At 62.3% G+C, this 12,784-nt stretch carries 12 protein-coding genes; all 12 read right to left on the bottom strand.

Annotated features, from left to right (window positions below):
- Positions 1-119: 119 nt before the first annotated feature.
- The 12 genes from ACQY47_RS23615 to ACQY47_RS23560 all read right to left on the bottom strand — a co-directional run bounded on the left by ACQY47_RS23615 (position 120) and on the right by ACQY47_RS23560 (position 12,745).
- The gene (locus ACQY47_RS23615) at positions 120-1,460 is read right to left on the bottom strand and encodes a flagellar hook-length control protein FliK (RefSeq protein WP_428552362.1); all 1,341 of its coding nucleotides are present in this window, start codon (positions 1,458-1,460) and stop codon (positions 120-122) included.
- A gap of 218 nt (positions 1,461-1,678) precedes the next feature.
- A complete protein-coding gene (locus ACQY47_RS23610) occupies positions 1,679-2,023 on the bottom strand; it encodes an Hpt domain-containing protein (RefSeq protein ID WP_017134943.1) in 345 nt (114 codons plus the stop codon).
- 30 nt (positions 2,024-2,053) lie between these two features.
- The gene (locus tag ACQY47_RS23605) at positions 2,054-3,772 is read right to left on the bottom strand and encodes an ATP-binding SpoIIE family protein phosphatase (RefSeq protein ID WP_428552359.1); all 1,719 of its coding nucleotides are present in this window, start codon (positions 3,770-3,772) and stop codon (positions 2,054-2,056) included.
- Positions 3,769-4,074 (bottom strand): STAS domain-containing protein, encoded by a 306-nt coding sequence (locus tag ACQY47_RS23600; RefSeq protein ID WP_099548877.1) that lies wholly within the window; start codon positions 4,072-4,074, stop codon positions 3,769-3,771. Before ACQY47_RS23600 ends, ACQY47_RS23605 begins: the two co-directional genes overlap by 4 nt.
- A 231-nt stretch (positions 4,075-4,305) precedes the next feature.
- Positions 4,306-4,755 (bottom strand): flagellar export protein FliJ, encoded by a 450-nt coding sequence (gene fliJ, locus ACQY47_RS23595; RefSeq protein WP_016972024.1) that lies wholly within the window; start codon positions 4,753-4,755, stop codon positions 4,306-4,308.
- A 3-nt stretch (positions 4,756-4,758) separates the two neighbouring features.
- Complete coding sequence (gene fliI / locus ACQY47_RS23590) at positions 4,759-6,117, bottom strand: flagellar protein export ATPase FliI (protein WP_017134940.1); 1,359 nt, start codon at positions 6,115-6,117, stop codon at positions 4,759-4,761.
- Entirely contained in the window at positions 6,107-6,871 is a 765-nt protein-coding gene (gene fliH, locus ACQY47_RS23585) for a flagellar assembly protein FliH (RefSeq protein ID WP_428552354.1), read from the bottom strand. Before fliH ends, fliI begins: the two co-directional genes overlap by 11 nt.
- 10 nt (positions 6,872-6,881) lie before the next feature.
- Positions 6,882-7,901: a flagellar motor switch protein FliG gene (fliG, locus tag ACQY47_RS23580; RefSeq protein ID WP_010208743.1), complete on the bottom strand. Its 1,020-nt coding sequence runs from the start codon at positions 7,899-7,901 to the stop codon at positions 6,882-6,884.
- Positions 7,894-9,669, bottom strand: a complete 1,776-nt coding sequence (gene fliF, locus ACQY47_RS23575) for a flagellar basal-body MS-ring/collar protein FliF (protein WP_017134938.1) — start codon at positions 9,667-9,669, stop codon at positions 7,894-7,896. Before fliF ends, fliG begins: the two co-directional genes overlap by 8 nt.
- A gap of 16 nt (positions 9,670-9,685) precedes the next feature.
- Positions 9,686-10,015, bottom strand: a complete 330-nt coding sequence (gene fliE / locus ACQY47_RS23570; protein WP_017134937.1) for a flagellar hook-basal body complex protein FliE — start codon at positions 10,013-10,015, stop codon at positions 9,686-9,688.
- A gap of 131 nt (positions 10,016-10,146) precedes the next feature.
- On the bottom strand, positions 10,147-11,526 hold the full coding sequence (locus ACQY47_RS23565; protein ID WP_428552349.1) for a sigma-54-dependent transcriptional regulator: 1,380 nt from the start codon (positions 11,524-11,526) through the stop codon (positions 10,147-10,149).
- Between the two features lie 7 nt (positions 11,527-11,533).
- Positions 11,534-12,745, bottom strand: coding sequence for a sensor histidine kinase (locus tag ACQY47_RS23560; protein ID WP_428557383.1), 1,212 nt, complete (start codon positions 12,743-12,745; stop codon positions 11,534-11,536).
- Between the last annotated feature and the right edge of the window lie 39 nt (positions 12,746-12,784).

Below are 12,784 nucleotides of genomic sequence, written 5' to 3'. Positions count from 1 at the left end.
AAACCAAATGTGGGAGCTGGCTTGCCTGCGATAGCGGTGGGTCAGTTAATACTTCTGTAACTGATGCACCGCTATCGCAGGCAAGCCAGCTCCCACATTGACCGCGTTTTCGGCTTAAGTCAGGCGTAGTAATCGACGGCGCTGGAGCCAACTATCGTCTGGCTCACCGGCGCGACCGCCGCCGCCACTTCAGCAGCGTCACCCGCTTCCCCACCATCACCGCGCCCGCCACTGCCGCTTATGCCGCGCGCCTGGTTCTGCTGCTGTTGCTCCTGGCCCTGACCCTGCCAGCCACGGGACTGGTCGGACACATTGACATCCACCTGCCCCATGCCCTGCTGGGCAAACATCTCGCGCAAACGGCCGGACTGGCTTTCCAGTGCTTCACGTACCACGGCGTGGCCGCTCATGAAGTTGACCTGGGCTTGCTGGTCGGCGGTCATATTGACCTTGATATCCAGGCGCCCCAGTTCAGCCGGCTGCAACTGAATCTCCGCCGACTTGAGGTTGGCGCTGGACAGGTACATCACGCGGTTGACCACCTCTTCGGTCCAGCCGCTCTGGTGCATGGCCAATGGCGCATTGGCCACGGGCGGCGAGGCGTTCGCGGTTTTCGGCGTGGCAGCCTGGGTCAGCGCGGCCAGGCGGTTGGCGAAATCATCCACCCGCGTGTCGCTGCCGGCGTCTTTCAAATCCTTGAGGCCACCTTCGATCAGCCCACTGAAGGCCTTGTCGCCGCCCTGGTCAGTGCTGTCTTTGGTGGCTTGCTGGTCGACCATGTTGGCAAGACCTGCGGCAAAGTTCTGCGCGGCGGTTGGCTGGTCCTGAGTGGTGGTCGGCGCGGCTTTCTGTGGCGTCTGGCTGCTGGCCGACACATGGCCGCCCTGCTCCATGGCCAAGCGCACGGCCGGCATCGAATCCAGCGGATCGGCTTCAGGGTCGAAAGCCGGTTGCTTGGCGTCATCGGTGGCTGCAAGCGGCGCCGCGACCACCGGCTGGGCCGTGTCGTCATGGGTGGCTACCGGCGCGGGCGCTGGCACCGGAACAGGCACCGGCGCAACAACGGCGACCAATGCCGGGTCGACCACCGGATCAGCCGGGGGCTGCTGCGCCACGGCCGGGTCGGCGGGCTTGTCGTCATCACTGCTGGCGCTGTTGTCAGCCTTGGCCGGCTTGGCAGGCAAGGGATTGCCGCTATCGGCAACCGCTGGCGTGCTGGCGGCAGGCTTGTCGTTGTTGGCGACCGGCTTGGTGTTGGTATCCGAAGGCTTGTCACGCGAGATTTTGACCGGAGTGTCATCGGTCTTCAGCGTGGGCTTGGGGCTTTGGTTGGCAAACACTTGAGCGAAACCAGGGCCCTTGTCCCGTGGGTCCGCGGCCGCTACAGGCGGTGTGGCGGCCGGCGCTTGAGGCTTGGCCGCAGCGGCAGCCTGAAGGAGCGAATTGGGGGCGACTGGCATAGTTAAAGGTCTCCACTGCATTGGGGGTCGGGGATGCAGTATTGGGAGGTAGAGCAAGAGTTGGGCCAGGTTTGGTTTTTTGACGGTAGATCCATTGTGCTCTGTGGGAGCTGGCTTGCCTGCGATGCAGACACCTCGGTGTATCAGGCAAAACCAGTCGATGCCATCGCAGGCAAGCCAGCTCCCACATTTGGCCGAGACCGGCTTGGCGACTCAATTCAAAGCTGAAAGCGCTGCCTTTCCGACTCATACAGCGGCCGCACCAACGCAAACTCATGATCAATCTGATCAACCAGCGCACCCAAGTCCGCCGACAACTCGACGGACTCCACCTCCAGCCGCTGACACAACTGCGCCAACCGCACCGCCCCAAGGTTGCCACTGCTGCCCTTGAAGCTATGGGCAATCCGGCCCAACGCCTTGGCGTCACCACGCGACTTGCGCAACGCATCGATACGCTTTTGCGAATCGTCCAGAAAAGTCTCCAGCAACTTCGGATATTCGCTTTCCATCACTTCCTGCAGGCCCGTCAGCACATCAGGGTCCAGATGAATCTCAAGCACTTGTTCGCTCCTTGATCAAGAATCGGCGGATTATGCCAGAGCCCCCCAGCAAAACTCCACGCACACACTGCGCCCGCCATCGGTCCAGCGTACATCGCTGCTCAGTTGCCGTACCAGGCTCAGCCCCCGGCCAGACAAACGGTCGATATCCAGCGGCCGCGCCAGCACCTGTTCCACGTCAAACCCTGGGCCACTGTCTTCGATGCGCAGCGTCATTTTGCCGCCCGTGGCAGTCGGCACCACCTGCACATGTACCCGCACATAACCGCTGTTCAACTGCGTCAGGCGCTCATTGCGCTGCCGGTAATACTCGGCAAATCCTTGGGCATCGCGCTTGAGTCGCGAATCCAGGCCCAGCACGCCATGCTCCAGCGCATTGGAATACAACTCGGCCATCACGCTGTACAACGCCCCGCTTTGCCCACGCAGGCCATGAATCTCCAGCAGCAATTGCAACAGGTACGGCAACGGGTTGTAGCTTTTGAGCGTTCGCGCACGAAACTCGAAGCTCACCGACCAATCCAACGGGCACGACTGGCCACTGTCGGCATACAGCGGCTCAGCCGCCCGCGACGGCTGGCCAGGCTGCAAGGTGATCTCCACCATGCTGACATCATCGCGCGCCTCACCCCGGAACGCCGCCAGGGCCTGCTCAATCTCCTCAAACAAGCGGTCAGGCTTGCGATTACTGGCAAATACCTGCTGCAAACGCGCCGCGCCAAATAACTGTTCACTGGCGTTGGCGGTATCCAGCACCCCATCGGACAACAAGAACACCCGGTCGCCCAAGGCCATGGGCCAGACTTCGGTGCTGTCATCAAACGCCTGTGCCGAAAGCACACCCAGCGGCAGGTGCCGGGATAACAAAGGCGTACGCTTGCCGGTGGCGATCTCATGCACATAGCCGTCGGGCATGCCGCCGTTCCATACCTCCACCACGCGCCGCTGGGTACTCAGGCACACCAGCGTGGCGCAGCAGAACATGTCCACCGGCAAGATGCGCTTGAGCTTGGCATTCATCTCGCGCAGGGTCTGCGCCAGGCCGTAGCCCTTGGCGGTCATGCCGTAGAAGACTTCCGCCAGCGGCATGGCGCCCACTGCGGCCGGCAGGCCATGGCCGGTGAAGTCACCGAGCAGCACATGCATGTCGCCGGACGGCGTATACGCCGCCAACAACAGGTCGCCGTTGAACAGCGCATAGGGCGATTGCAGGTAACGAATGTTCGGCGCCGCATTGATGCAACCCGAATGCGCCACTTTGTCGAACACCGCCTTGGCCGCGCGTTGCTCATGCAACAGGTAATCGTGGTGCCGGGCGATCTGGTCGCGCTGACGCAATACCGTGGCCTGCAGGCGCCGCAGACGGTCCATGGCATTGATCTTGGCGGCCAGGATCAGCGGGTTGTAGGGTTTGGGCAGGAAATCATCGCCACCGGCATCCAGACATTGGGCCAGGGCTTCGCTTTCGCGCAGCGAGGTGAGGAAGATGATCGGCACCAGCGCCTCACCCGCCAACTGTTTGATCCGCCGCGCCGCTTCAAAACCGTCCATCACCGGCATAAGGGCGTCCATCAACACCAGTTGCGGGCGCTCGCGGGCAAACACCTCGACGGCTTGCGCGCCATTGGTGGCGGTGAGCACCTGGTGGCCCTGACGCCGAATGATGGTCGACAGCAACAGCAAATCGGCGGCACTGTCTTCGGCGATCAGGATCGTCAGTGGTTCAAGGACCGGGGCCAAGGTGCTCAACTGATGTCGAACAGTTTGTCGAAGTTGGAGATGCCGAGGATCTTGCGCACATCGGAGTTGCTGTTGATGACCTGCACTTCAGCGTCATCGCCACCGGCATGGTCCCGCAACAACAGGAGCATGCCGAGCGCCGAGCTGTCCAGATAGGTGGCTTCTTTCAGATCTACCACGTAGATGTCGGGCACCTTGTAGAACCGCTCGTAGGCATCGCGAAAGGTCTGGTGGCTTCCGAAATCGAATCGGCCTCTTACTTTAATCGTCAACTTCGTCCCATCCAGGGATACTTCTGACTCGACTGACATGTGACTGCTTCCTTGTCATTGGCAATGTGCAACAAGGTTTAGCAGCTGAACCGGATCTGGGCAACACCGAGCACTCAATGTGGGAGCTGGCTTGCCTGCGATGCAGGCGACGAGGTGTATCAGTGATACAGCGGTGATGCTATCGCAGGCAAGCCAGCTCCCACACAAGCCAGCTCCCACCTAAGCCAGCACCCACACAGCCCAGCTCCCACAGTAGGCAAGTGGAAACTGTTAGTACTGTGACTGGCGGGGAAGGCGCTGTGACAGCTCATCGAGCAGCTTCTGCTCACGCTTGTCCTCAATCGCCCGCGCTTCGTCGATATAGCGCTGCACCAGCTTGCGCAAGCCTTCAACGCGGGCAAACGCCGCCTGCCAACTTTCACGGGCTTTATCGAGATTGTTCTGGTGCCAGGCCAGGCTCTGGCGCTGCTGGCCCACAGCGGTTTCCAACTGGTTGAGAAAGCCCTGGTAGCCCATCAACCACTGTCCGGACACACCCTTACTGCCACGCTCGATCCACTGCTGCTGGTATTCGCCGCGAAAGCGCTCCAGATCGCCCAGCTTGCTTTCCGCCAGGCGCACCTGACCCTGGAAGTAACCCAGGCGTTGCACGGCGGTTTTTTCGGCCTTTTCGGCCATGTCCACCACTGGGGCCAGGCGTGAAGAACGGGTGCTGGCCATGGCTTAACCGCCCGGCGCCGGAGCGAAGATCGAGCCCAGGTGAGCTTCGCTTTCGCCCATGCTGATCTTGTCGTTGAGCCCCTGGCGCAGGTAGCTCACCAGTTGCGGTTGCAGCGCGATGGCCAGGTCGGTTTCGCGATCACCACCGGCCACGTAGGCGCCGACGCTGATCAGGTCGCGGCTCTGCTGGTAGCGCGACCACAGTTGTTTGAAGTGCTGCGCACGCGCCATGTGCTCCGGGGTGACCACCGCCGGCATCACCCGGCTGATCGAAGCTTCGATGTCGATGGCCGGGTAGTGCCCTTCCTCGGCCAGGCGCCGCGACAGCACAATGTGGCCGTCGAGCACGCCCCGCGCCGAGTCGGCAATCGGGTCCTGTTGGTCATCGCCTTCGGACAACACCGTATAGAACGCGGTGATCGAACCACCACCGGCCTCGGCATTACCGGCGCGCTCCACCAGCTTGGGCAGCTTGGCGAACACTGAAGGCGGGTAGCCTTTGGTGGCGGGCGGTTCGCCGATGGCCAAGGCGATTTCCCGCTGGGCCTGGGCAAAACGCGTGAGCGAGTCCATCAGCAGCAGGACATTCTTGCCCTTGTCGCGAAAATATTCGGCGATACGCGTGCAGTACATGGCGGCGCGCAGGCGCATCAGCGGCGCATCGTCCGCAGGCGACGCGACCACCACCGAGCGTTTGAGGCCTTCTTCACCGAGGCTGTGCTCAATGAACTCTTTCACTTCACGGCCGCGCTCGCCGATCAGCCCGACCACAATAATGTCGGCCTCGGTAAAGCGCGTCATCATGCCCAGCAACACTGACTTACCCACGCCGGTACCGGCAAACAGGCCCAGACGCTGGCCACGACCGACCGTCAATAAACCGTTGATGCTGCGAATGCCCACGTCCAGCGGCACGCTGATCGGGTTGCGGTTGAGCGGGTTGATGGTCGGGCCGTCCATCGGCACCCAGTCTTCGGCCTTCATGCCGCCCTTGCCGTCGAGTGCGCGGCCGGCGCCGTCGAGCACGCGACCGAGCATGCTCATGCCCATGGGCAGGCGGCCGGTGTCGGCCAAAGGCACCACGCGGGCGCCGGGAGCGATGCCCGCGAGGCTGCCGACCGGCATAAGGAAAATCTTGCTGCCGGAAAAGCCCATCACCTCGGCCTCGACCTGCACCGGGTGGTAGCTGTCGTCGTTGATCACCAGGCAGCGGCTGCCCATGGCGGCGCGCAGGCCTTCGGCTTCAAGGGTCAGCCCGACCATGCGCAGCAGGCGCCCTTCGAGGATCGGCTGGCCGGGCAACTCCGTGGCCTCGGCGTAGCCGCCCAGGCGCTTGGCGAAGCTGGTGCGATCAAGGCGCATCGGCGGCGTCCAGGTCCACACTCAGGTCTGGCTCGGCCGGGTGCAGGGCTTGTTCATGCAGTTGATCAAACAGCTTGGCCATGATCTGGCTGATGCGGGTTTCCACCGTGGCATCGATGCGGCTGTGTTCGGTCTCGACGCGGCAACCACCCGGCAACAACGCCGCGTCCTCGACGATACGCCAGGTTTCTTCATGGCGCTCGCGCAGGGCTTTGACCTGTTCGAAATCCTGCGGGTTGATGTACAGGCGCACATTGCCCACGCCCAACGGCAGCAGCTTGAGGGCTTCGCGCATGACGCTTTCGATATGGCTGGAATCGAGCACCAATTCGCGCTGGATCACCTGGCGAGCAATGTGCTCGACCAGACCGACCATGGCTTTTTCGATCTGCGTATCCTGCTCGGCAATCGGGTCGAACAGCGTACCCATCAGCCGCTCAAGGCTGGCGAGTTTGACGCCGAGCGCCTCTTCGGCTTCCTGGCGTACTTTGAGGGTAGTGCTGCGAAAGCCGTCTTTTTCGCCGGCCGCAAAGCCTTCGTTGTAGGCTTCCTGGCGGATGGCTTCCAACTCTTCAAGGGTTAGTGGCTGGACTTCATCCAGTGGCACTTCTTCCATCTCTACCGGCGTTTCAACCAACGGCTCGGGCTCAGGTTCCGGCACATGTGGATCGAAGCTGGGCAGCGACCAGATGTCGAACCCGCCGACATCCCGCGCGCGAATCAGATCGCTGGGCGTCTCATCTTTGTTCGACATGGGACGCGCCTTAGATCATTTCTTCGCCGCCCTTCCCACCGAGAACGATTTCTCCGGCTTCGGCCATACGGCGGGCAATGGTGAGGATTTCTTTCTGCGCGGTTTCGACGTCGCTGACGCGCACCGGGCCTTTGGCTTCGAGGTCGTCGCGCAACAGCTCGGACGCACGCTTGGACATGTTCTTGAAAATCTTCTCTTTGACGTTTTCGTCCGAGCCTTTGAGGGCCAGCACCAGCACGTCGGAGGAGACTTCGCGCAGCAACGCCTGGATGCCACGGTCATCGACATCGGAGAGGTTGTTGAATACGAACATGAGGTCTTCGATCTGGCCGGACAGGGTGTCGTCGATCTCGCGGATCGAGTCCATCAACTGGCCTTCGACCGAGCTGTCGAGGAAGTTCATGATGTCGGCCGCACGCTTGATGCCGCCCAAGGTGGTGCGCGAAGCGTTCGAGTTGCCAGAGAACTGCTTCTCCAGAATCGTGTTGAGTTCTTTCAGGGCTGCCGGCTGCACGGTGTTCAGCGACGACACGCGCAGGATGATATCCAGGCGTACTTTATGGTCGAAGTGGCCGAGCACTTCACCGGCCTGGTCCGGGTCGAGGTAAGCGACGACGATGGCCTGGATCTGCGGGTGCTCGTAGCGGATCACGTCGGCCACCGCGCGCGGCTCCATCCACTTGAGGCTGTCCAGGCCACTGGTGTTGCCACCCAGCAGGATGCGGTCGATCAGGCCGTTGGCCTTGTCTTCGCCGAGTGCCGAGGTGAGCATCTTGCGGATATAGCTGTCGGAGCCGACGCCCAGGCTGGTCTGGTCGCCGACGATCTCGACGAACTCACTCATCACCTGCTCGACTTGCTCGCGGTGCACATTGCGCATCTGCGCCATGGCCACGCCCACGCGCTGGACCTCTTTAGGCCCCATGTGGCGCAGCACTTGGGCAGCGTCGGTTTCACCCAGGGACAGCAACAGGACTGCGGCTTTGTCGACCTTGGTGAGCTTGGCAACAGCGGCTCGATTATCACTCATCTGCGTTGATCCACTCTTTCACGACCTGGGCCACACGGCCCGGGTCTTCTGCTACCAGACTCTTGATTGCGTTCAGCTGAGCGTCATAGCCTTCGCTCGGGCTTGGCAACAGGATGCTTTGCGGGCCGCCGAGGCTGACGCGGTCGTTGGCCAGTTCGCCGTCCAGGCCGCCCATGCCACCCAACTCGACGTCGCCACCGGCCAAGGCCAGCTGTTTCTTGCCGTTGCCGGTGATGTTGTTGAGCACCGGACGCAGCACGCCGAACACCAGCACCAGAATGAACAACACGCCCAGCACTTGTTTAACGATGTCCCAGAACCACGGCTGCGTGTAGAACGCAGGGTCGGCGATCACTTCGGCGCGCTCGGCGGAGAACGGCATGTTGATCACGCTGACGCTGTCACCCCGGCTGGCGTCGAAGCCAACGGCGTCCTGCACCAGGCGCGTGAAACGGGCCAATTCATCAGTGCTCCACGGCGCACGGGTGACGGCGCCATCCGCCGGGTTGACCTTGACCTGATCATCGACCACCACCGACACCGACAGGCGATTGATCTTGCCCTGCTGCTGCTTGGTGTGGCTGATGGAACGGTCGAGTTCGAAGTTCTTGGTCGACTGGTTACGCTTGTCCGCCGGGTACGGCGCGAGCATCGGCTGGCCGGTGGCCGGGTCCATGATCTGCTGGCCGTTGGCGTCCAACAATGGCTGCCCAGGCTGGATCGCGCCAGCCGTAGCGGCCGCGCCACCGGTGGTTTGTGGTGCAGTCGCCGGAGCCGGTGGCTGGTTGCTGAGGGCACCCGGCACACCTTGCGGGCCATTGCTGGCGGTGCGTTGTTCGCTGGTGGACTGCTCGCTGCGCAGCGCCGGTTGGTCGGGGTTGAACTGTTCGGAGGTCGACTCGACCGCGCTGAAATCCACGTCGGCGGACACTTCAGCCTTGTAGCGATCGTTGCCCAACACCGGTTGCAGGATGTTGTGCACGCGCTGGGTCAGCATGCTTTCCATACGGCGGCTGTAGTCGAACTGTTTGCCGGCCTGGGTCAGCGCGGAGTTCTCGGCCTGGTCGGACAGCAGGTTGCCCTTCTGGTCGACCACGGTGATTTGCGACTTGCTCAATTCTGGAACGCTGGTGGCCACCAGGTTGATGATCGCCAAGACCTGGCCAGGCTCAAGGGAGCGGCCGGAAAACAGTTCAACCAACACCGAAGCACTGGGCTTGCGTTCGTCACGCACGAACACCGAGCTTTTCGGGATCGCCAGGTGCACGCGGGCGCCCTTGACGTTGTTCAGGCTGCTGATGGTGCGCGCCAGTTCGCCTTCCAGGCCACGCCGATAACGGGTGGCTTCCATGAACTGGCTGGTGCCCAGGCCCTGGTCCTTGTCGAGGATTTCAAAACCGATATTGCTGTCGGACGGCGTTACGCCGGCTGCAGCCAGCTTCATGCGCGCACGGGCCACGTCATCAGCCTTGACCAGCAAGGCGCCGGAGTTGGGCTCCACGGTGTAGGCGATGTCGGCGGCGGCCAGGGTTTCCATGATCTGCTTGGAATCCATGCCGGCCAGGCTGCCGTACAGCGGGCGGTAATCAGGTTGTTGCGACCACAACACCACGGCAAAACCAATCGCCACACTGGCGGCCAGGCCGACCATCAGGCCCACCTGACGCAGCATGGTCATTTCCGAGAGGTTTTCCAGGAACGACAGGCCAAACAGCGGCGGCTTGCCGTCTGCCTTGGCGGGTACGTTGTCGGAGACTGCTTCTGCCATGACTTAAATCTCGTCCTTAAACCGGCATCTGCATGATGTCTTGATAAGCCTGAACCAGCTTGTTACGCACTTGGGTCAAGGCTTGAAAGGAAACGCTGGCCTTTTGCGAGGCGACCATCACATCGGTGAGGTCCACGCCGCTCTTGCCGATCTCGAAGGCGGTGGCCAACTGACTGGAGGCTTGCTGGGTGTCGCTGACTTTGTTGATTGCCTGACCGAGCATGTCGGCAAAACTGCTTTGGCCCAATTCCGGCGCTGGCGCGACGGATTTCGGTTGAGCCATGGCATCCATTTGCATGGAGCGCATATCCAACATCAACCGATTGAACTCAATACCCTGGCTCATGACCTTCTCTCTCCGACGACCCGCAATTTTTTGACACTACGCAGCGGTTACTACGGGTGGTAGCAACAAGGGTGCCAGCTCCGTGGCAATTCGTAAGAAAAGGCGACAAACCCTGTCAGCCCAAGAATTTTTCACGTGGCGAAAAGGTAGGCTTCCACGTCCATCCCGGCGTCGCGCATCTGTGCCAGCTTGTAGCGCAGGGTGCGCGGGCTGATGCCCAGGCGCTCAGCGGCCTCTTTGCGGCGGCCGCGCTCGGCACGCAAGGTGTCGATGATCATCTGGAATTCGCGGCGGCGCAGGTCGTCGCCCAGCGCACCGCCGGACTCGGTGTCGGCAGCCGCCACCGGTGCGGGCGCCAGGCTCGGCAACGGCGCGCTGCCACTGCCCATGGCCAGGCAGAAGTCTTGCGGCTGGATCAAGCCGCCCTGCTGCAGAATCAGCGCGCGCTGGATGGCGTTGTCCAATTCGCGCACGTTGCCGGGCCATGGGTAGCTGATCAGGCAAGCCTGGGCCTCAGCCGACAACCGCGCCTGGGCGTGCTTCATTTTTTTGACGTGGTTGTTCAGCAGGCGCTCGGCCAGCGGGATGATATCCGCCGGGCGCTCGCGCAACGGGCGCCAGGCCAGCGGGAATACGGATAGCCGGTAGAACAGGTCTTCACGAAAGCGCCCCGCCGCCACTTCGCCCGCGAGGTCGCGGTTGGTGGTGGCAACCACGCGGATATCCAGCTGGATCGGCTTGCGTGCGCCCACACGCTCAACCTCACGCTCCTGCAACACCCGCAGCAGCTTGGCTTGCAGGCCCAGGGGCATTTCCGAGATTTCGTCGAGCAGGATGGTGCCGCCGTCGGCCTGTTCGAACTTGCCGGCCTGGGCCGCGATGGCGCCGGTGAACGAGCCTTTTTCATGGCCGAACAAGGTGGCTTCAAGCATGTTGTCGGGGATGGCCGCGCAGTTGATCGCGATAAAGGGTTGTTTGGCGCGGCTCGATTGCTGGTGGATATACCGCGCCAGCACTTCTTTACCGGTGCCGGACTCGCCGGAGATCAGCACGGTGGAATCGCTACGCGCCACACGCGCTGCCAGTTCCAGCAACTGTGCGCTGGCCGGCTCAAAGGCAATCGGGCCTTCGCCGTCGGCATTCGAAACAACGCCGAGTGCATGCCGGGCAACCAGCTCGATCAGGGCTTTGGGTTCAAAGGGTTTGACCAGGTAATCCGCCGCGCCCTGGCGCATGGCGTCCACCGCCCGCTCCACGGCGCCATGGGCGGTCATCAGCAGCACCGGCAACTGCGGCTGGCGCGCGCGCAGCAGGCCGAGCAACTGGTGGCCGTCCATGCCGGGCATGTTGACGTCACTGACCACCAGGCTGAAAGATTCCTGCTCGACCGCCTCCAAGGCTTCCTCGGCAGAACCGACCGCCCGGTAGTCATGGCCCGCCAACAGCAGCGTGTCAGCCAATGCTTCACGCAGGGCGCGATCGTCTTCGACCAATAAAACCTTGATAGCCATAGTCCTTTTACTCCGCGCTTGCCGTGCTGGAAAACAGCGGCAAGGTCATCAATGCACAGGTGCCACGCCCCAACCGGGAGTGCAGCTGCAATTCTCCCTGATGCGCGCGTGCCACGGCCTTGACCACGGTCAGGCCGAGGCCAGTGCCGTTGGTCTTGGTGGTAAAAAACGGTTCGCCCAAGCGTTGCAGCACACACGGCTCAATGCCGCTGCCGCTGTCGCTGATACACAGGCGCAGGGTTTGCTCGCGGGTGTACAGGTGCACCTTGAGCCGCGCCCCGGGCAGGCTTGCCTGGGTGGCGTTTTCGATCAGGTTGAGCAAAGCGCCGACCAGGGTGTCGCGGTTGCACAGCAATTCACCTTGGTGGCTGTCACACTGCCAGCGCACATTGGCGTCCTGGATATGGGTGGCCGCCGCCGCTTGCAGCGACTGCATCAACAGAGCGGGCGTAACGCGGTCGGTCAGCGGCAATTCGCCGCGGGCAAACACCAGCATGTCGCGCACCTGGTGCTCCAACTCATGCAGGCGTTCTTTGAGGCGGCCAGCAAAACGTTGGTGGGTGGCGGCCGGCAATTGCTCATCAGTCAAATGACTGGCGTAGATCAACGCCGCCGACAGCGGCGTGCGGATTTGATGCGCCAAAGAAGCGACCATCCGCCCCAACGACGACAAGCGTTCATGGCGCGCCAGTTGGTCTTGCAGGTGACGGGTTTCTGTCAGGTCGTTGAGCAACACCAGTTGGCCGGGCTCGGCGTCCAGCGAACGGGTGGCGATGGACAGGCGACGACCGTCCTTGAGGGATATTTCGTGGCCGTCGTCTTCACGCGGGGCGAAGCAACGGGCGATGACTTCGCGCCACAACTCGCCTTCCAGCGGCAGGCCGAGCATGTCGACGGCAGCCGGATTGGCTTCGCGCACGCGGCCCTGGTCATCAATGACGATCACGCCACCGGGCAGCAGCGACAGCAGGTTTTGCAGACGGTTGGCCAGGCGCTCTTTCTCGGCCAGCTCTTGCATGCGCTGGGCGCTGACCACCGCCAGTTCGCCTTTAAGCTCGGAAACCCGCGCCTCCAGCAAGCTGTAAGAGTCAGTCAGTTGGCTCGACATCTGGTTGAACAGCGAAAACGCCTGTTCCAGGCCATGTCGGCTGAGCTGCTCGACGGTCGGGACAGGCCCCTGAGCATCAGGGACCAAAGAGTGTTGGGCGGCGTGGGGCATCATGCTCTCTCGCTTGGCTGACCGTCAGTTAAACGGAAC

Source organism: Pseudomonas edaphica, from assembly GCF_965277385.1.
In the GTDB taxonomy this organism is placed as follows: Bacteria; Pseudomonadota; Gammaproteobacteria; order Pseudomonadales; family Pseudomonadaceae; genus Aquipseudomonas; species Aquipseudomonas edaphica.
Note: the sequence above shows the minus strand (reverse complement) of the source record. Positions and strands in the feature narration are given on the sequence as shown.